The organism is Brevundimonas naejangsanensis, assembly GCF_003627995.1.
Classification (GTDB): domain Bacteria; phylum Pseudomonadota; class Alphaproteobacteria; order Caulobacterales; family Caulobacteraceae; genus Brevundimonas; species Brevundimonas naejangsanensis_B.
On sequence record NZ_CP032707.1, the window covers coordinates 493712 to 511434 of the forward strand.

Here is a 17723-nt window from a genome sequence, read left to right on the forward strand (position 1 = left end):
CCCGGACGCATCCGGGCTCAGGTGGAATGGACAGGTGGCCGAGTGGTTGAAGGCGCACGCCTGGAACGCGTGTATAGGGGCAACTCTATCGAGGGTTCGAATCCCTCTCTGTCCGCCACCACAGCGATCATTCTTACATCAAAACAATACGTTACGATGATCGCCAGCCATTTCGCCCCAAAACTCGCCCCAAATTCACTTCGCGTAGCGAGACGCTAGGCACTGGCCCCATTGCAAGCGTTGCAATAGCTTCACGCCATAGGGGAGAAGCAATCATGGCAAAGCTAAACCGCGCGCAAATTGGAGCAAAGGCCCGAGCTGTTCTGGAGCAGAATCCCAAAGGCATTCGCTGGATGGAACTGTTGCGGGCGGTCGAAAAGGACGAGCCTGAAACCCCACACAACTCAGTTCATGGAGGCGTACATCACTTCCTGAAAAGTGCTGACGACGTGGTGAAGGTTGCAAAGGGCACGTACGTTCTGGCGGCCTTCGCGGGAGCTATTGACGTCACTGGCGATCTCGAAACACTCTCGGCTGCCACCTCCCCCACCTCGCTGCCCGCTCACATTGAGCACCAATATTACGGCGCTTTCGCTGAGTGGCTGACGGAAGAGCTAGAAGAGGCAAACCATGCCGAGGCCGTGGGCGGAAACATTCTCAAAGGCAAATGGGGTACACCGGACGTTATCGGCGTCCTCAGGCCAAAATCATCCGACCTGATCAAATTCGAAACCCAGATCGTGTCTGCCGAAATCAAGACAGACGCGAACGCGCCAGTGGTCGCCTTCGGACAGGCCGTCGCCTACCGGCTCTTCTCCCACAAGTCCTACATGGTGATGCCGAACACGGTCTCTAAACCCGATATGGAACGGCTCGAGGCTCTAGCCACGCTTTACGGAATCGGCCTCGTGACATTCGCTCTCGACCCTGAGAACCCCGATTTTTCGCTACGGGTACGCGCCCTGCCCTCCCAACCTGATAGATTCTACGTCAACGAGATGGCACGTCGCGTCTTCGATCACAGCTCCAAGCTCTTCAACTCCCTGTTCTAAGAATGCAGCGGCACTTACGGCGAAATCTTTCCGTCGAAGCGACCCTCACGATTGCGCTTTGCATCGGCCTATTCGGCGCAGTGGTTCTATGGCCGTCAAAACCAGTCATGGAGCGCCCGTTCACCGCTGCGGAGCAAGTGAGACACACCCTCGCCAAGCCAAACTGCTCGGCTGCCAGGCTAATGCGTCTAGCGCCCGCCCGTAGAGGCGAACCCGGCTATCACCCTGAGCACGATAGAGACGGCGACGGCTGGGCCTGCGAACCTACCCCTCGTCGGAGAGGGTGAAAGGCCAAAATGAAAAGCCGTCCCGAAGGCACCCAAAACCAACGTTGCGCAGCGGGACTATTGCTCCAACGCAGTGAATTTCGGTTGCCAAGCCTAAAGCCGCGCGACATATTACAGCCAAGCTTGCGGATAGATTTTGCTATCATGCTTCGTGATAGTTGAAAGCAATGTTGCAGACATTGCCCATACGCGACAATTCGCCCCTCAATGTAACCTTTGGTTGCCAACGAGTATCCGCAAGCGTTCACTTAATTTTGAGTTATTATGTCTCGACTAGACAATCTCAAGAAATGCAAATCTCTAACTGATTTAGCACTGGTTCTGGGCATATAACCGAAGATACTGGCTCATAGAATTTATGGAATTCCGGATAGCCAAAAATACACTACATTTCAGATACCGAAGAAAAACGGCGGCACAAGAACCATTCACGCCCCCGTTGAACGGCGCAAGAAAATTGATTTCAGCGACTTCAAAATACTTCTGGACCGAATTGTCGCAGTACAGCCAAGGGGGCTGGCCCATATAGGCGCCCCACTCGGCACCGGCGGCGCCGCCCCTCTCCCAAGGGTTTCACCATGTTCTGGGCCTTGCGGTACGCCTCGATCTCGGTTCCCAGCAGAATCTTCAGGCTCTTCTGCGAAACGGTGTGCTTTGCGATCGCCTTGAACTCGCAAACGGCATCGACGTCATATTCTTCTTCCAGGCTCAACGGCTTGATCACAGTCCCGAGGCCAAAGGACCCCTGGATGTAGACCGCCGGTCCATAGGCTCCGATCGTGGAGGCTGGCCGGTTGAGCCAGCGCCCGAGCGAGAGGTAGCTGTCGTTCGCCTGTTCGTAGCGTCCTTCGCTGATGTCCAGTTCGTCGACCAGCGCCTCGATGAAGCGCTTCGATGATGTGCTCGCGATCGTAACCAAGGCTCCCCCCAAGATTTGTTTCCCGTTTGTTCCTAATGTGCAGCTGGATTTGAGACGAGCCGTATCCTTAGGGAGACGTTCGAGGATGGCTCGGGAAAAGCCCTTAGAGGGATAGGCAACTGGCTTTGCTTGCTGCTCTCGCGGCGATGCCAAAGCTGACATCGCCCAACTCACCGCAATCCGAGCCCCAAAGCGAACCTTGCGAATCGCCGTTCTGAGTCAGAACCCGCCGAGACGAAACTAGAGGCTGAAGTTGCGATCAATTCTCATGTTGAGCCACTTTTAACTGGTTTTGAGCCAGTTCTAAGTGGTCCCGACAAGGAATGGCGACCCCGCCAGGACTCCAACCTGGGACCTCGGCTTTAGGAAAGCCTTGCTCTATGCAGCTGAGCTACGGGGCCACGTGTGTCTGCCTAAAGGAGGTTGAGGTCGCAGGGAAGCCCCTGTGAAAACTGAACGCGCGACGGCGACCGCTCGATGGTTCGGCCTTGTGGTTAAGCTGCGTTAAGCTACTATCCCTAGTATGGAACAAAGCCTGAATCGGCGAGCGTCGCTGATTCGGTCATGATTCGTTTCGCCCGTGTTCCAGGGCGCGGTAAGGTTCCGCTTACCATTCCCCGCATCGTCGCTCCGCCCCCTCGGCGCCGCTTGTGCAAGCGGGCGCGGTTCGCCACCTTGGGCCGGTCATGAGCGACCGTTCCGCAGGCATGGCCCCCTCGCGCGTCACGGCGATCCTGGGCCCCACCAACACCGGCAAGACCCATCTGGCGGTCGAGCGCATGCTGGGCCACGCCTCGGGCATGATCGGCCTGCCGCTGCGCCTGCTGGCGCGCGAGATCTATGAGCGGATCGTCAAGCGGCGCGGGGCGGCCTCGGTCGCCCTGATCACCGGCGAGGAGAAGATCGTCCCGCCGCGCCCGGCCTTCTTCGTCTGCACGGTCGAGGCCATGCCGCTGGAGCGGTCGGTCGACTTCCTGGCGGTGGACGAGATCCAGCTGGTCGCCGATCCCGAGCGCGGCCACGTCTTCACCCAGAGGCTGCTGCATGCGCGCGGCCGGTTCGAGACCATGTTCCTGGGCGCCGGGACGATGGCGCCGCTGATGCGGTCGCTGGTCCCCGATGCGGAGATCGTCTCGCGCGAGCGGCTGTCGACGCTGAGCTACGCCGGGTCGAAGAAGCTGACCCGCCTGCCCCGCCGCAGCGCCGTGGTCGCCTTCTCGACCGAGCAGGTTTACGCCATCGCCGAACTGCTGCGTCGTCAGAGGGGCGGGGCGGCGGTGGTCATGGGCAGCCTCAGCCCCCGCACCCGCAACGCCCAGGTCGAGCTGTTCCAGTCGGGCGAGGTCGACTTCCTGGTCGCCACCGACGCCATCGGCATGGGGCTGAACATGGACGTGGACCATGTGGCCTTCGCGGGCCTGCGCAAGTTCGACGGGCGGCGCACCCGCTGGCTGCACGCCGCCGAGATCGGCCAGATCGCCGGGCGCGCGGGGCGGCACCTGCGCGACGGGACCTTCGGCGTCACCGGCGAGGCGGAAGAGCTGGACGAGGACCTGGTCGAACAGGTGGTCGAGCATCGCTTCGATCCGGTTGAGGCGGCCGAATGGCGCAGCGGGCGGCTGGATTTCGATGCGCTGCCCGACCTGCTGCGCTCGCTTACGGTGACGCCGGATCGGCATGGGCTGCGGCTGACGGCGCAGGCGCTGGACGAGACCCTGCTGCGGCGCTTTGCGGTCGATGAGGACGTGAAGAAGATCGCCCGCTCGCGCGGCGCCCTGATGCGTCTGTGGGAGGCGTGCCAGTTGCCGGACTTCCAGAAGACGACGCTGGACGAGCACGCCCGTCTGTCGAAGGAGATCTTCACAGCCCTGACCAGTCGGCGCGGGCGGTTGACCGAGGACTGGGTGGCGCCGCGCTTCAACGACCTGGACCGCGACGACGGCCAGATCGACCAGTTGTCGGCGCGGCTGTCGGGGGTGCGGACCCTGTCCTACATCGCCAACCGGCCCGACTGGATGGCGGGCGCGCAGGAGTGGCGCGACCGGACCAAGGCGCTCGAGGAGCGGCTCAGCGACGTGCTGCACGAACGGCTGACGGCGCGCTTCGTCGACCGGCGCACGGCGGCCCTGATGCGGGCGCTGCATGTGCGCTCCGACGTGCTGGCGGGGGTGGCCAAGGACGGCGAGGTCACGGTCGAGGGCGAGGTGGTCGGCCATCTGGACGGGGTGCGCTTCACCGTCGACGCGGGCGGCTCGGCCCTGGCCGATCGGGCGCTGCGGCAAGCGGCGACGCGCGCAGTGGGGCCGGAGGTGGCGCGGCGGCTGGGGCGGCTGACGGCCGACGGCGACGACGCCTTCGCCGTCACGCCCGACGGCGGGGTGCTGTGGAGCGGCGCCCTGACCGGCCGCATCGTCAACGAAGACCCCTTCTCGCCGCGCGTGCGGCTGCTGGGCGAACTGGGGCCGGCGCCTGCGCGCGAGCGGGCCGAGCGGCGCATGGAGGCCTGGCTGGCGGGCGAGGCCGGACGCGCGCTGAAGCCGCTGAAGCGGCTGCGCCACGCGATCGAGAGCGGCGCCCTGACCGGCCTGCCGCGCGGCCTGGCTTTCCGCCTGGTCGAGGCGGGCGGCCTGATTCCCCGGCGCGAGGTCGAGCGTGACCTAGCGGCCCTGAGCCAGCATGAGCGGCGCACGCTGAAGACCTTCGCCATCCGGGTCGGCGCCCATTCGGTCTGGCTGCCGGGCGTGATGAAGCCGCGCGCCGCCGCACTGGCCCAGGCCTTCCTGCCGCGCGAGGCGACGAACGGCCTGGCCGGCGAGGGCCTGCTGCCCCTGCCGGAGCCGGCGCCCCCAGCGCGCGCCCTGTCCGCCTTCGGCCGACGCGCGGTCGACCGCTGGACAGCGCCGGTCGAAGCGCTGGAGGCCTTCGCCGAGGCCCAACGCGCGGCAGGCAAGGCGCCGCCGTCGGATCAGGCGCTGGCCGGCCTCGGCTGGACGGCGGAGCAGGCGAAGGCGATCCAGGCCGCCCTGCGCACGCCGCGCGCCGAACGGGCGCTGCATCCCGGCAAGCCGACGCCGCCGCCCAAGGACTCGCCCTTCGCCGCCCTGGCGCAGTTGACGCAGCCGCCGCGCCCCGCCCCCTCCGTCAAGCCCAAGGCGGCGCGCAGGCCCCGCCGCCGCCCGAGGCGGCCAGCCGCCAAAACCGCTGAATGAGCGTCGAGAGCTGCCGTATCGACGTCTGGCTGTGGCGGGCGCGCTTCGCCAAGACGCGCAGCCTGGCGGCCGCCCTGGTCGAGAAGGGCGCCATCCGACTGTCCCACAACGGCGTCCAGACCCGGCTCGACAAGCCCAGCCGCAGCGTCCACCCCGGCGACGAGGTGCTGTTCGCCCAGGGCGGGCGGCTGATCGCCGTGCGCGTGCTGCAGATGGGCGAAAGGCGCGGCCCGCCCGAGGAAGCCCGCGCCCTGTATGAGGCGCTGGACTGACGCCCCACCTCCCCGTGCAATGGGGAGGTGGATCGGCGGCGCAGCCGACGAGACGGAGGGGCCGCCTCCTCAAGCGCAGAAGCCCCTCCACCGCTACGCGGTCCCCCTCCCCATTCCATGGGGAGGAAAACTCAGCCCTGCGGCTTCACGAACTCGCCTTCGATGTGCAGCGTCACCTCGTCGCCCAGGGCGGGCAGGCCGTAGGTGATGCCGAAGTCCGAGCGCTTGATGGTCGCCTCACCGTCGAAGCCGGCCTTGTAGCCGCCGCGCGTCGGGCCGGCCTGGTTGAACCTGACCTGCATGGTCACCGGCTTGGTCACCCCGCGCAGGGTCAGCTCGCCATGCACCATGGCCCGGTTCGGCTGGGCCGGGTCCAGCATGATGTGGACCGAGCGGAAGGTCGCGGTCGGGTGGTTGGCCGTACCGAAGAAGTCCGCCGTCTGCAGGTGGCGGTTCAGCCCGTCCGAGTTGGAGGCGACGTCCGTCAGGGGGACGGTCGCCGTCAGGCGGCTGGCCGACGGATCGGCCGGGTCCAGCTTCAGCTGGGCCTGCACGTTCACGAACTGGCCCGTATAGGTCGAGAAGCCCAGATGATCGACCGACCAGGTGATCTTGCCGTGGGCGGAATCCAGCCTGTAGTCGCCCGCCTGCACCTCGGACGGGACCTTGGTCAGGGCCGCCTGGGCGACGACGGCGCCGCCGGCCAGAAGGCTGAGCGCGAGAGCTCCGGCGCCGATGCGGGCGACAGCGGATCGGGCGATGAGACGCATGGGCGAACCTCCTTCTGAACGACGATATGCCGACGCCTTGGATGTCGGCTGGCCGGGACGGCGTCAAGCGGGGGCGGCGCGCGACCGCGCCCTCGGTTGACAGTTGGGTCTCGCGGGGTCATTTCCCCGCCCTCGACCGTTTTTGTCCCTGCAACAGGCTGATCCCCGCCCGCCATGACCTACATCGTCACCGACGCCTGCGTGAAATGTAAGTTCATGGACTGCGTCGAAGTGTGTCCGGTGGACTGCTTCTACGAGGGCGAGAACTTCCTGGTCATCGCCCCCGACGAATGCATCGACTGCGGCGTGTGCGAGCCGGAGTGCCCCGTCGACGCCATCGTCCCTGACACCGAGGATGAGCCGGACGGCAAGTGGCTGCAGGTCAACGCGGAATACGCCAAGGTCTGGCCGAACATCACGGTCAAGGGCACGCCCCCGGCGGATCGCGAGCAGTATGAGCGCGAAACCGGCAAGTTCGAGAAGTATTTCAGCCCCAAGCCGGGCAAGGGCTCCTAAGAACCCGCCACATTGCGGTCACATTGTGCCCGGCCACGCCGACCGCCCTGTGGATATTTTGAGATTCCCTAATTTTATGATAGGTTCCTGCCTATTCGAAACGGGCGGTTCCGCAGTTCTGCGCGCCGCCCGCATTTGCGACAGAGCCCCGCCGCGAGGACGGGGTCGGCCAGAGGTTCGGTGATCCGTTTTCGCGTCTGACAGTGCGACCCTCCGCTCAACCGACGGGCCCGACGCCCGGCGGACGGGCGGTTTTTGCTTGGAAGACACGGCGGCGATCTCGCTTCCCCTGGTTCGGGAAAGGAATGACATGACGAGCAAGACCGGTCTGGAATTCAAGGTTGGCGATGCGGTGGTCTATCCAGCCCACGGCGTCGGCAAGGTCGCCGCGATCGAGACCCAGGAAGTCGCCGGCATGGCGCTGGAAGTCTATGTCGTGACCTTCGAGCACGAGAAGATGACGCTGCGCGTCCCGACCAAGAAGGCCAAGACTGCCGGCCTGCGCACCCTGGCCGCCGACGACACCGTGTCCAAGGCCCTGACCACGCTCAAGGGCCGCGCCCGCGTCAAGCGCACCATGTGGTCGCGCCGCGCCCAGGAATACGAAGCCAAGATCAACTCGGGCGACCTGATCTCGATCGCCGAGGTGGTGCGCGACCTGCACCGCGCCGAGACCCAGCCGGAACAGTCCTATTCCGAGCGCCAGCTCTATGAATCGGCCCTGGACCGCATGGCCCGCGAAGTCGCCGCGGCCAACAAGATCGACAAGGACGAGGCCATGGCCCTGCTGGGCAAGTCGCTCAGCGCCAAGAAGCCCGTCGCTCCGGCCGCCGAGGCCGAGGCCGCCTGACACCCGGCGCCCTTCGAAGACGACAAAAGGCCCGGCGGCGACGCCGGGCCTTTTTTGTGACGCGCGACCGGCGGCCGCCGCCCTTTTCAGCTTCCCTCAGAAATATTCAGCGCCGGCCGGACACTGGGCGGCCAGACGTCGCGCCGTGATGCTGGCGGGGATGTAGGGGGTCCCGCGCACCAACTGGGCGCCGCCGTTGAAGCGGAAGGCCTGCTGCTCATAGGTGCCGTTCAGGCGCACATTGATGCGGCGGCCCTTGCGGTCCTGGCAACTGCCTTCAAAGCGGGCCTTGCCGTCGCCGACCTCGCGCGTCGGATAGGTGCATTGCCATTTGCGCGTCGACAGGCCGCCGAAGAAGCGGTTGATCTCGCTGGGCCGCACGCATTTCTGTTCGGTGTCGCGCGCGCCCATGACGCTGGTGGTGTATTCCCAGTAGCCTGGCAAGACCTCGCTCTGGGCCGCCGACTGCGCATGCGGGGCCGAAGCGGGCGCGGCCAGCATGACGGCGCCGGCGAGCACGGGAGCGGCCATGGCCGCGAGCTTGGCGAAGGGCGTCAGGGTCTTCATCGGCTTGGCGTTCATGGAACTGTTCATGGATCTTTCTATATAGGCACGGCTTGAACGGCTGCTGAACGACAGCGATCCGTCGCCTTCAGAATGACTCCAGCCTTGACGCCCGGCGAGTCATTCCTCTATACGGCCCCCTCTCGCGCGGGCCCCTTTGCTCGCCGCGCCCCTGTTTCATGCGTCCGCATCGGTCCGCGGATGTGACCTTGAGGATCTTAAGATGTCGCGTCGCTGCGAACTCACCGGTATCGGCCCCATGGTCGGCCATCACGTGAGCCACTCCAACATCAAGACCAAGCGCCGTTTCCTGCCGTCGCTGAAGACGGTCAAGGTTCAGTCGGAATCGCTGGGCCAGACCTTCTCGCTGCGGATCTCGAACGCCGCCCTGCGCACCCTGGACTTCAAGGGCGGCCTGGACGCCTTCATCGTCAAGGCCCGCGACGAGCAGCTGTCGACCGCCGCCCTGCGCATCAAGCGTCAGGTCCGCGCCAAGCTGGCCGAGCAAGCCGCCGCCTGATCGGCGTCGACTGACGGATTTTGAAGAGGCCGGCGGAAACGCCGGCCTTTTTGTTTGGCGCGCTTCCAGAGCGTCTCCCTTCCCCCTCGATGGGGAAAGGGCGGGGATGGGGGTGCCCGCGAGGCATTAAATGCAAAGGCGCGTGAGGCGCCGGCGTCTCCGAGCTTGGCGATCCAGCTCCTGCCTCCACCCCCACCCAACCCTCCCCCATCGAGGGGGAGGGCTTCACCTGTGGGACGCCGGCAAGGGCAATGACGCAAAGCAAAGGGTTGCCGCACGGCGCTCCCCCGCTACCCTCTCGGCTCATCTCGCCGGAGCCCTCGTCTTGCGCCCTCTCGCCGCCCTCTGCCTGACCACGGCCCTGCTGTCGTCGCCCGCCCTCGCGCAGGAGAAGCAATCAGTCGCCCAGTTGCGCGACTCCACCGCCTTCACCCTATCCAGCGGCACAGCCCGCAGAGGTTCGCAAAAGGTAGTGCGGTTCGACAAGGCGGACCTGTCTTTCACTGTATTGCCCGACGAGCAGGCTTTGCGGGGTGAAGCCACCCTGACTTTCGCCCCGCTAGCTCCGATAGAGTTCATCGATTTGGACTTGGACGCTGTGTTCGACATCATCGAGATTCAGCTGAACGGTCAGTCCTTACCACCCGGAGCTTGGAGCAATCCCGAAGGTCGGCTGAGCATTGCTCTACCCCGGACCTTCGCTGTGGATGAAGTCGTTAATGTCCGCATCGCCTACGCCGGCCGCCCGCATCAGGCCAAGCGGGCGCCCTGGGACGGCGGCTTCGTCTGGACCACCACGCCCGACGGCCAGCCGTGGGTCGCCAGCGCGGTGCAGGGCGAGGGCTGCGACCTGTTCTGGCCCTGCATCGACCATCCGCAGGGCGAGCCCGACCGGGTGGACCTGCACATCACCGTGCCGTCGGACCTCAGCGCCCCCGCCAACGGCCGCTTTCTCGGCAAGACAGACAACGGCGACGGCACGACGACCTGGAACTGGACCGCGCGCCAGCCGGACACCTACGCCATCAGCCTGAACGTCGGCTCCTATATGGAGATGTCCGCCGACTACCCCAGCCGGTTCGGCAAAGTGATCCCCCTGCGCTTCTGGCGCCTGGCCTCCGACGATCCGGCCAAGGCCCAGGCCCTGTTCGACGAATTCCCCAAGATGATGGACTTCTTCGAGGCGACGATCGGCCCCTTCCCCTTCGGCGACGAGAAGATGGGCGTGGTGGAGACCCCGCACCTGGGCATGGAGCACCAGACCATCAACGCCTACGGCAACGGCTACAAGCTGGACGGCAAGGGCTACGACTGGCTGCTGCAGCACGAACTGGCGCACGAGTGGTTCGGCAACCAGATGACCAACGCCGACTGGGACGACATGTGGCTGCACGAGGGGTTCGGCACCTATATGCAGCCCCTCTACGCCCGCTGGCTGAACGGCGAGCGGGCCATGCAGGCCGAACTGCAGACCATGCGGCTGACGCTCGCCAACCGGTTCCCCGTCGTCTCGGGCCGGCCGCAGGACGCCGGGACCGTCTATAACGCCGAGACCGGACCGGCGCTGGACCTCTATTACAAGGGCGCCCTGATCGCCCACACCCTGCGCCTCTACATCGGCGACGACGCCTTCTACGAATCCCTGCGCCGCCTGGTGTACGGCCGCCCCGATCCCAAGCCGGGGAACTTCCAGCCGCGCTACGCCACGACGCCGGAGTATGTGGCCATCGTCAACGAGGTGACCGGCCGTGATCTGGGCTGGTTCTTCGACGCCTACCTCTACCAAGCCGCCCTGCCCGATCTGGTCATGACCCGCGACGGCGAGCGCGTGAGCCTGGAATGGAAGACCGGCAACGCCCGCCCCTTCCCCCTGCCGGTCGAGATCGAGGTGGACGGCAAGCGGCGCGTCCTGCCCATGGCCGACGGCCGCGCGACGTTCAGTGCGCCCGCGAGCGCGCACATCCTTCTGGATCCCGGCTCCAAGGTGCTGCGCCGCCTGGAATATCTGGAGCGGTGGAAGGCGTCGCAGACGCCGAAGACCTGACGTCTAAGGCTCCAATTCGATGTCCCAGTAGAGGTAATCCAGCCAGCTCTGATGCAGGAAGTGCGGCGGGAAACGGCGGCCCGCCTGCTGTAGCTGCCAGGCGCTGGGCTGGTGGGCGGTGCGGCGCAGGGGCATCTGGGCCTGGCCGGGGGTGCGCCCGCCCTTGCGCAGATTGCAGGGGCCGCAGGCGGCGACGATGTTCTGCCAGGTGGTGCGGCCACCGCGCGAGCGGGGGATGACGTGGTCGAAGGTCAGGTCCTGGGCCGTGCCCGGCTCGCCGCAATACTGGCAGGCGAAACCGTCGCGCAGGAAGACGTTGAAGCGGGTGAAGGCGGGGCTGCGGTCCTGATCGACGTAGGACTTGAGGCAGACCACGCTGGGCAGCTGCATCTCCAGCGAGGGGCTGCGGACGATCTTGTCATAGGTGGCGACCACGTCGACGCGGTCCTGCCATACAGCCTTGACCACCTCTTCCCAGGGCCACAGCGACAAGGGGAAGTAGGACAAGGGCCGGAAGTCGGCGTTCAGCACCAGGGCTGGAAAACCGGACGGCGGACGGGTCAGGACCTGCATCAGGCCCTCCCGTCCATGCGGGGGGATATCGACGCTACAGGACTGAAGACACGTCTCCTTCCTTGGTCTGCTGACGAAAATCCTACGCCTGATTCCCGCGCATCGCCATGACCGGCATGAGGAGTTTTCGTGACGACCCGCGCCAGGCTCCGGGCCGCGGGCTCAGTAGCGGCTGGCCGCGCTGGGGAAGGCCGGCAGGCTCCAGCCCCACATCAAGGCGCCGGCGCGCAGCAGGAGGCCCGCCGCCAGGCCCGCGCCGACCGCCGGCCAGATAGGGACCGACGCCGCCTTCAGCCCGACGAACAGGCCCGCCGACACCAGGGCCGCGGTGATGTTCAGCTCGCGCCGTAGCAGGATGGAGGGCTGGCCCGCCAGGACGTCGCGCACGATCCCGCCGAAACAGGCCGTCAGCACCCCCATGACGATGCAGATCAGGGGCGCGACCCCATAGCTGGCGGACTTGGCCGCCCCCATCACCCCGTAGGCCGCCAGGCCGACGGCATCGAGCCACAGCAGGGCCCGGAAGCGCCATGACCGCGCCCCCAGCGTCCAGAAGGCGACCGCCACGGCCACGCAGACGGCGATGTAGCGCCAGTCCTGCACCCAGAAGACGGGGGCGCCGATCAGCAGGTCCCGCAACGTCCCGCCCCCGACCCCGGTGACGGCGGCGAAGAAGGCCAGGGTCAGGACGTCGTGCTTCTGGCGCGCGGCGGCCAGGGCCCCGGTGGCCGCGAACACGGCCACGCCCGCGAAGTCCAGCAACGGCAGGACGGCCGCCGGTCGGGCCAGGTCTGCGCCGGCGATCGGCTCCAACATCGTCATCATCCCCAGGGCGCCGCTCAGGGGCGCCGTCTTCGGGGTCGCCCCCGGTCGTCAATGGAAAACGGGGCTCAGGCCCCTTCGTCCAGCGCGATCTCGCCGCGCCGAACGCCTCCATACCACCCCCAGAGCAAATGCGCCGCCACCCCGCGATGCGGCCGCCAGATCTCGGCCCTGGCGTAGGCTTGCTTCTCGTTCGGACGGGCTTCGGCGCGGTCGGCCCAGCGCATCGCCTCCTGCAGGGCCACGTCGCCGCCGGGAAAGACGTCCAGCCGCCCCTCGCAGAACATCAGGAAGGTCTCGGCCGTCCATCGGCCCACCCCCTTGATGGCGACAAGGGCGGCGACGGCCTCGGCGTCGTCCAGTCGTTCCAGGTGGTCGAAGTCGATGCACCCCTCGACCTGGGCGCGAGCGATTTCCTGGCCGTATTTCGCCTTCTGACCGGACAGGCCGAAGGTCCGCAACGCTTCGACGTCCAGCGCCAGCACGGCGTCCGGCGTCACCTGGCCGTCCAGCCCCTCGACCACCCGCTTCCAGATGGAGGCCGCCGCCGCGACCGAGACCTGCTGCTCCACGATCATGCGGAACAGCCCCTCAAAGCCGCCGGGCCGCAGTCGCCATTCGAACACCGGCGTCGAGGCATGGGCCCGCGCCAGGGCCGGATCGGCCACGGCGAGCGCGTCGCGGGCGGCGGCGATGGAGGAAGCAGACGGAGCAAGGGCCATGAGGTCGTATCGACAGGAAAACAGCGCCGCTCTAGCATCGCGCCCATGCGTACTCTGGACGATCTTCTTCACCCGATCACCCCTGATCGCTTCTTCGCTGAGTTCCACGGCCGAAAACCGCTGCACATCCCGGCTGACGAAGGCGCGCCGAAGCGGGCGCTTCTGGATTGGCGCACGTTCAACAGCCTGCTGAACCAGCCCTCGATCTGGACCGCCCAGAGCCTGAAGCTGGTGCGCGACACTCAGCCCGTGCCGCCCGAGCAATATTGTCGTTCGGTGCAGACGCAGTCCGGCGCGGCGTTCCGCCCCGATCCCGCCAAGGTCGCGCTTTTCCTGACGGGAGGCGCCAGCCTGATTGCAGGCGACGTGCAGGATCTGACGCCCCCCATAGCCGCCCTCTCAGCCGCGCTGGGACGCCCGTTCGCCGCCGCCGTGGGCGCGAACATCTACTGTTCGTTCAAGGGCGTTCAGGCCTTTGGAACCCACTTTGACCTGACCGACGTCTTCGCCGTGCAGACCGAAGGCGAGAAGCTGTGGCGCCTCTACGAGAGTTGCGCGGACGCCCCCGTGGAAATGCCCTCGGGCGTGGGCGATGTGCGGCGATGGTTCGAGCAGACGAGAGGCCGCCTCCAGGCCGAGATCGTGATGAAGCCGGGAGACGTCCTGTATCTGCCGCGCGGCTGGTATCATGACGCCCTGGCCCAGGACACGGCCTCGCTTCACGTGACCTTTTCGCTGGCCTCCCTTCATGGCCGGATCATCTTCAACCTGCTCGAGCAGGCCGCCATGCAGGATTCCGCTTTTCGCGCCTATCTGCCGGCCGCCGAAAAGGACGGCGGCCGGGCGCTGCAGCAGCACCTCGCCGACCTGGGCCGACGGCTGGCGCAATTGACCGCCTCTCCAACCTTCCGCGACGAGGTGGCCATGACTCAGGAACGCCTGACGCCGCGCACGCACAGCTTCGCCCTGCCGGCCCGCGCACCGCTGACGCAATACAAGACCAACGGACTTCTGGGCCCCGCCTATGAGGGACCTGTCGCCCATGCCATGCACTGGGCGCTGTCCCAGCCCGCCTTCGCCCTAGAGGAGGTCATCGCCCAGTTCGACTTCGTGCCGGAAGCCGACATCCGCGCCGCCGTCGATCAGGCCGAAAAGACGGGAGTGTTGAAGCGGGTCTGACCCGCTCGGACGCGCCATGTTCGCCACCCGCTTCGCCCCCTCGCCCACAGGCCGCCTGCACAAGGGCCACGCCTTTTCGGCCCTGACGGCGTGGAGCGCAGCCAAGGCGGAAGACGGCCGCTTCGTACTGCGGATCGAGGACATCGACCCGACGCGGTGCAGGCCGGAGTTCGAGGCGGGAATTTATGAAGACCTGGCCTGGCTCGGCCTCGACTGGGAGACGCCGGTGCGGCGGCAATCCGAGCACCTGGCCGACTACGCCGCCGTGGGCGAGGCGTTGAGGGCGCGCGGCCTGCTCTACCGCTGTTTCCGCACGCGCAAGGAGATCCTCGACGCCATCGGCGACGCCCCCCACGGCCCCGCCGAGGCGGCCCGGCCCGGCCCGCACCCGGCGGAAGAAGAAGCACGCCTTCTGGCCGAGGAGCGGCCCTTCGCCTGGCGCCTGTCGCTGGACCGGGCCAAGGCGGCGCTGGGCGGGGCGGCATGGGAGGCGCTGAGCTTCGTCGAGGAAGGCGCAGGACCGAACGGCGAGACCGGCCTGGTCAAGGCGCGGCCCGAGACGGCGGGCGACGTGGTGCTGGCGCGCAAGGACGCCGGGGCCGCCTATCACCTGGCGGTGACGCACGACGACGCCCTGCAGGGGATCAGCCATGTGATCCGCGGCCAGGACCTGTTCGAGGCGACGAACATCCAGCGGCTGATCCAGGCCCTGATGGGCTGGCCGGCGCCCGTCTATCGCCACCACCGCTTGCTGACCGGGCCGGACGGCCGCCGCTACGCCAAGCGCGACCGCTCGGCGACCCTGTCCGAACTGCGCGCAGACGGCCTGACGCCCGAGGCGCTGAAAGCCGAACTGGGATTCTGAAGGGCCAGGACGGGCGCGCGTCGCGCGGCGAGCGGCGAGCGGCAGGACAACCGCGCTCAAGCAGCGAGCCGCCGCGCGGCGAGCGATAGCGCGCTGAAAGCCGTCCAACAAAAAAGACGCGGAGGTCGCCCTCCGCGTCTTCATTCGTCTGACGAACCTGAAGGTCCGTCGGCCTTAGAGGAGCTTGAGTTCCACGGCCGAGGTCTTGCCGCGCTGGGTTTCCAGCTCGTATTCGACCTTGGCGTTGTCATCGAGACCCGCCAGACCCGCCTTCTGAACGGCGGTGATGTGGACGAAAACGTCCGAGCCGCCGGTGTCGGGTTGGATGAAGCCGTAGCCCTTGGTGGGGTTGAACCACTTGACCGTGCCGGTCGCCATATTGCGTCTCCGTAAACGCGCTTTGCCAGTCGGACGTCCACGCGGGAGCGCCCGTCAGCCCATCTGGACAAGCTCGTTCAGGCGAAGGAGCGAGACGCGGGTTTGGACCCCACGTGAAATCCGGACTGCGGCGATGTTGTCACCCGACTATCCACAGCGGTCAACTGTAAAGCGAACGGCGGCCCCCCAGCTTTACAGTTTAATTTCCGGCTCCCGACGCGGCCGCGATCAGTCCCCTGGCCAGGGCCTGGCAAGCCGGGCCGCCACGCTCGCCGTCGTTGGACAGGCCGATGAAGGCCCGCCCGCCCCGGACGTCCACCAGAGCGAGGGCGCGCCACAGGGTGTTCGACCCCTCGTGCGCCACGACCGGCCCCCCGGCCCAGGCTTGCGGCGGAAGCGCGATCCAGCCCAGGGCGTAGCTCCGGCCCGCGCTCGGCGTCGTCAGACGGCGCACCGTCTCCGCCGACAGCCAGCCGCCGCCGTCCGTCAGGAACACCGCGAGGAAGCGGGCGTAGTCGGCCAGGCTCATGTGCGCCGTCCCCGCCGGCCCCAGGGCCAGGGGATTGTCCGCCCCCGGATCGGCGGGGTTCATCGGGACAGCCTCGCCGCCCGTGCGGCGATGGCCCCAGGCGTAGTCGCCCCCTGCCCCTTTGGCCCCGGGCGCGCCGAAGCCGCCGCTGGCGAGGTCCAGGGGGGCGAAGACCTCGGCCCGCATGGCGTCCTCCCACGACCCGCCCGTGATCGCCTCGATCGCCGCCCCGACCAGGACGTAGTTGGCGTTGCCGTATTGAAAGAGGCCCGGCGTTCCCGCCGGCGGCGCCTTGAGCGCCTGCTCGACGAGGGCGCGGCGCTGCTCCGGCAGGGACCTGGGATCGGCCCGGGCCGTCATCAGCCAGGGCCGCCCCATGACGGAGGCGTCGGCCAGTCCGGCCGCATGGCTCATGAAATCGTCGATCGTCGCCGCTCCCCATGCGGGGTCGATGCGCAGGCCCGGAAAGACGTCGGCCAGGGGCATGGCCCAACGCGCGCGGCCCTGCTCGACCAGCCGTCCCCATAGGGCCGCCGTCATGGCCTTGGTGTTGGAGCCCAGATGCCAGCGGTCGTCCGCCGTCGCCAGAGCTTCGTGATCCGCCCGACGCACACCGCGCGCGCCGGACCACGCCAGCCCCTGGGGCGTGACCAGACCCCCGGCGAGGGCGACCGGCCCGACCGCGTCAAAAGCCGCGCTGAGCGCCGCATCCAGGGCCTCTGCCGATCCCGCGCTCGCGATGGACGGCAGGGCGACAGCGGCCGCGCCGGCGGCCAGGGCATGACGACGGGTGATCATATGGCGGCTCCGAGGGCGATGACGGCGCCATGCTGACGCCCGCCTCTGGCGCGTCCAGTTAAAAGGTCGCAAGGTTCTCCCTCAGCGACGAAAGGACTCCCCATGGCCAAGGACGACTACGACGCCACCCTGGAGATGCTGCAGATTCAACTGGTCGAGACCCAGGCCTGGGCCATCGACCAGGGGCTGAAGATCGTCATCGTCTTCGAAGGCCGCGACGCCGCCGGCAAGGACGGGGCGATCAAGCGGATGACGGAATACATGGCCCCGCGCCAGACCCGCGTGGTCGCCCTGCCCAAGCCGAGCGACCGCGAACTGACCCAGTGGTATTTCCAGCGCTACGCCAGCCACCTGCCGGCGGCGGGCGAGACGGTCTTCTTCAACCGCTCCTGGTACAACCGGGCGGGAGTCGAGCCGGTCATGGGCTTCTGCACGCCCGAGCAGCACGAGCGCTTCCTTCACGACGCGCCCCATTTCGAGCGGATGCTGACCCAGTCCGGCACCATTCTCATCAAGCTGTGGCTCGACATCTCGCGTGCCGAGCAGGACCGGCGGCTGGAGGAGCGCGTCAGCCATCCGCTGAAACGCTTCAAGGTCTCGCCGCTGGACGCCGAGGCCCAGAAACGCTGGGACGCCTATTCCGCCGCCCGCAACGAGATGCTGGAGCGCACCCACGTCGACTATGCGCCGTGGACGGTCGTCGCCACCGACGACAAGAAGAAGGCGCGGCTGAACATCATCCGCCACGTCCTGCACCGGTTGGCCGCCCCTGGGCTGGAGTGCCAGAAGCCGGATTCCGAGATCGTCTTCTCCGCCGAAAAGACCAAGGGGCGGCTGGCGAAGTAGGCCTGCGC

At 67.1% G+C, this 17723-nt stretch carries 19 protein-coding genes and 2 tRNA genes; 12 read left to right on the forward strand and 9 right to left on the reverse strand.

From position 1 onward, the window contains the following. Positions 1–28 precede the first annotated feature (28 nt). The 3 genes from D8I30_RS02290 (at position 29) to D8I30_RS15010 (ending at position 1339) form a co-directional block, all read left to right on the forward strand. Positions 29–118 (forward strand) — tRNA-Ser (locus D8I30_RS02290). Positions 119–275: 157 nt separating this feature from the next. Beyond that, positions 276–1052, forward strand: a complete 777-nt coding sequence (locus D8I30_RS02295; protein ID WP_121481302.1) for a hypothetical protein — start codon at positions 276–278, stop codon at positions 1050–1052. Positions 1053–1159: 107 nt separating this feature from the next. Next, positions 1160–1339, forward strand: coding sequence for an excalibur calcium-binding domain-containing protein (locus tag D8I30_RS15010; protein ID WP_346426484.1), 180 nt, complete (start codon positions 1160–1162; stop codon positions 1337–1339). A 472-nt stretch (positions 1340–1811) separates the two neighbouring features. Here the strand turns inward: D8I30_RS15010 and D8I30_RS02305 are convergent, their stop codons facing one another. Continuing rightward, a complete protein-coding gene (locus tag D8I30_RS02305; RefSeq protein WP_162938780.1) occupies positions 1812–2258 on the reverse strand; it encodes a cyclic GMP-AMP synthase DncV-like nucleotidyltransferase in 447 nt (148 codons plus the stop codon). A 324-nt stretch (positions 2259–2582) separates the two neighbouring features. Beyond that, positions 2583–2659: transfer RNA gene (locus tag D8I30_RS02310), tRNA-Arg, on the reverse strand. A 285-nt stretch (positions 2660–2944) separates the two neighbouring features. Between D8I30_RS02310 and D8I30_RS02315 the strand changes: the two genes are divergently transcribed. After that, positions 2945–5467 (forward strand): helicase-related protein, encoded by a 2523-nt coding sequence (locus tag D8I30_RS02315; RefSeq protein ID WP_121481305.1) that lies wholly within the window; start codon positions 2945–2947, stop codon positions 5465–5467. Continuing rightward, positions 5464–5739, forward strand: coding sequence for an RNA-binding S4 domain-containing protein (locus D8I30_RS02320; RefSeq protein ID WP_121481306.1), 276 nt, complete (start codon positions 5464–5466; stop codon positions 5737–5739). Before D8I30_RS02315 ends, D8I30_RS02320 begins: the two co-directional genes overlap by 4 nt. Positions 5740–5870: 131 nt before the next feature. Here D8I30_RS02320 and D8I30_RS02325 read toward each other — a convergent pair whose 3' ends face one another. Beyond that, on the reverse strand, positions 5871–6509 hold the full coding sequence (locus D8I30_RS02325) for a YceI family protein (RefSeq protein ID WP_121481307.1): 639 nt from the start codon (positions 6507–6509) through the stop codon (positions 5871–5873). A 174-nt stretch (positions 6510–6683) separates the two neighbouring features. Between D8I30_RS02325 and fdxA the strand changes: the two genes are divergently transcribed. Continuing rightward, positions 6684–7025 (forward strand): ferredoxin FdxA, encoded by a 342-nt coding sequence (fdxA, locus tag D8I30_RS02330; RefSeq protein ID WP_054764750.1) that lies wholly within the window; start codon positions 6684–6686, stop codon positions 7023–7025. A gap of 310 nt (positions 7026–7335) precedes the next feature. Next, positions 7336–7875 (forward strand): CarD family transcriptional regulator, encoded by a 540-nt coding sequence (locus tag D8I30_RS02335; RefSeq protein ID WP_121481308.1) that lies wholly within the window; start codon positions 7336–7338, stop codon positions 7873–7875. Positions 7876–7971: 96 nt separating this feature from the next. On the opposite strand, the gene D8I30_RS02340 is transcribed toward D8I30_RS02335, so the two are convergent. Next, on the reverse strand, positions 7972–8469 hold the full coding sequence (locus D8I30_RS02340) for a DUF3617 domain-containing protein (protein ID WP_121481309.1): 498 nt from the start codon (positions 8467–8469) through the stop codon (positions 7972–7974). 193 nt (positions 8470–8662) lie between these two features. On the opposite strand from D8I30_RS02340, the gene rpmB reads away from it, so the two are divergent. Both rpmB and D8I30_RS02350 read left to right on the forward strand, forming a co-directional pair. Next, positions 8663–8959, forward strand: a complete 297-nt coding sequence (rpmB, locus tag D8I30_RS02345) for a 50S ribosomal protein L28 (RefSeq protein WP_121481310.1) — start codon at positions 8663–8665, stop codon at positions 8957–8959. A 325-nt stretch (positions 8960–9284) separates the two neighbouring features. After that, positions 9285–11003, forward strand: a complete 1719-nt coding sequence (locus D8I30_RS02350) for a M1 family metallopeptidase (RefSeq protein WP_121481311.1) — start codon at positions 9285–9287, stop codon at positions 11001–11003. A gap of 3 nt (positions 11004–11006) precedes the next feature. Here D8I30_RS02350 and D8I30_RS02355 read toward each other — a convergent pair whose 3' ends face one another. From D8I30_RS02355 to D8I30_RS14300, 3 genes are all read right to left on the reverse strand, one after another. Then, the gene (locus D8I30_RS02355; RefSeq protein WP_205570760.1) at positions 11007–11579 is read right to left on the reverse strand and encodes an HNH endonuclease; all 573 of its coding nucleotides are present in this window, start codon (positions 11577–11579) and stop codon (positions 11007–11009) included. A gap of 159 nt (positions 11580–11738) precedes the next feature. After that, positions 11739–12401 carry a trimeric intracellular cation channel family protein gene (locus D8I30_RS02360; protein WP_121481313.1) on the reverse strand — a complete coding sequence of 221 codons (663 nt, stop codon included), beginning with the start codon at positions 12399–12401 and terminating at the stop codon, positions 11739–11741. A gap of 65 nt (positions 12402–12466) precedes the next feature. Continuing rightward, complete coding sequence (locus D8I30_RS14300; protein ID WP_162938781.1) at positions 12467–13120, reverse strand: DNA-3-methyladenine glycosylase family protein; 654 nt, start codon at positions 13118–13120, stop codon at positions 12467–12469. 45 nt (positions 13121–13165) lie between these two features. Between D8I30_RS14300 and D8I30_RS02365 the strand changes: the two genes are divergently transcribed. Both D8I30_RS02365 and gluQRS read left to right on the forward strand, forming a co-directional pair. Next, complete coding sequence (locus D8I30_RS02365; protein ID WP_162938782.1) at positions 13166–14299, forward strand: JmjC domain-containing protein; 1134 nt, start codon at positions 13166–13168, stop codon at positions 14297–14299. Between the two features lie 16 nt (positions 14300–14315). Beyond that, complete coding sequence (gluQRS, locus tag D8I30_RS02370; protein ID WP_121481315.1) at positions 14316–15164, forward strand: tRNA glutamyl-Q(34) synthetase GluQRS; 849 nt, start codon at positions 14316–14318, stop codon at positions 15162–15164. A 174-nt stretch (positions 15165–15338) separates the two neighbouring features. On the opposite strand, the gene D8I30_RS02375 is transcribed toward gluQRS, so the two are convergent. Further along, entirely contained in the window at positions 15339–15542 is a 204-nt protein-coding gene (locus D8I30_RS02375) for a cold-shock protein (protein ID WP_121481316.1), read from the reverse strand. Positions 15543–15741: 199 nt separating this feature from the next. Further along, the gene (locus D8I30_RS02380; RefSeq protein ID WP_121481317.1) at positions 15742–16869 is read right to left on the reverse strand and encodes a serine hydrolase domain-containing protein; all 1128 of its coding nucleotides are present in this window, start codon (positions 16867–16869) and stop codon (positions 15742–15744) included. Between the two features lie 102 nt (positions 16870–16971). Between D8I30_RS02380 and ppk2 the strand changes: the two genes are divergently transcribed. Next, positions 16972–17715: a polyphosphate kinase 2 gene (ppk2, locus tag D8I30_RS02385; RefSeq protein WP_121481318.1), complete on the forward strand. Its 744-nt coding sequence runs from the start codon at positions 16972–16974 to the stop codon at positions 17713–17715. The last annotated feature ends 8 nt before the right edge of the window (positions 17716–17723 follow it).

What these genes read in the sequence shown, in the direction of transcription:
- D8I30_RS02340 (WP_121481309.1), bottom strand. Translation starts at nt 8,469, where the DNA reads ATGAACAGTTCCATGAACGCCAAGCCGATGAAGACCCTGACGCCCTTC.
- D8I30_RS02335 (WP_121481308.1), top strand. Translation starts at nt 7,336, where the DNA reads ATGACGAGCAAGACCGGTCTGGAATTCAAGGTTGGCGATGCGGTGGTC.
- rpmB (WP_121481310.1), top strand. Translation starts at nt 8,663, where the DNA reads ATGTCGCGTCGCTGCGAACTCACCGGTATCGGCCCCATGGTCGGCCAT.
- D8I30_RS02320 (WP_121481306.1), top strand. Translation starts at nt 5,464, where the DNA reads ATGAGCGTCGAGAGCTGCCGTATCGACGTCTGGCTGTGGCGGGCGCGC.
- D8I30_RS02380 (WP_121481317.1), bottom strand. Translation starts at nt 16,869, where the DNA reads ATGATCACCCGTCGTCATGCCCTGGCCGCCGGCGCGGCCGCTGTCGCC.
- D8I30_RS15010 (WP_346426484.1), top strand. Translation starts at nt 1,160, where the DNA reads ATGGAGCGCCCGTTCACCGCTGCGGAGCAAGTGAGACACACCCTCGCC.
- gluQRS (WP_121481315.1), top strand. Translation starts at nt 14,316, where the DNA reads ATGTTCGCCACCCGCTTCGCCCCCTCGCCCACAGGCCGCCTGCACAAG.
- D8I30_RS02295 (WP_121481302.1), top strand. Translation starts at nt 276, where the DNA reads ATGGCAAAGCTAAACCGCGCGCAAATTGGAGCAAAGGCCCGAGCTGTT.
- D8I30_RS14300 (WP_162938781.1), bottom strand. Translation starts at nt 13,120, where the DNA reads ATGGCCCTTGCTCCGTCTGCTTCCTCCATCGCCGCCGCCCGCGACGCG.
- D8I30_RS02375 (WP_121481316.1), bottom strand. Translation starts at nt 15,542, where the DNA reads ATGGCGACCGGCACGGTCAAGTGGTTCAACCCCACCAAGGGCTACGGC.
- fdxA (WP_054764750.1), top strand. Translation starts at nt 6,684, where the DNA reads ATGACCTACATCGTCACCGACGCCTGCGTGAAATGTAAGTTCATGGAC.
- D8I30_RS02325 (WP_121481307.1), bottom strand. Translation starts at nt 6,509, where the DNA reads ATGCGTCTCATCGCCCGATCCGCTGTCGCCCGCATCGGCGCCGGAGCT.
- ppk2 (WP_121481318.1), top strand. Translation starts at nt 16,972, where the DNA reads ATGGCCAAGGACGACTACGACGCCACCCTGGAGATGCTGCAGATTCAA.
- D8I30_RS02365 (WP_162938782.1), top strand. Translation starts at nt 13,166, where the DNA reads ATGCGTACTCTGGACGATCTTCTTCACCCGATCACCCCTGATCGCTTC.
- D8I30_RS02315 (WP_121481305.1), top strand. Translation starts at nt 2,945, where the DNA reads ATGAGCGACCGTTCCGCAGGCATGGCCCCCTCGCGCGTCACGGCGATC.
- D8I30_RS02360 (WP_121481313.1), bottom strand. Translation starts at nt 12,401, where the DNA reads ATGATGACGATGTTGGAGCCGATCGCCGGCGCAGACCTGGCCCGACCG.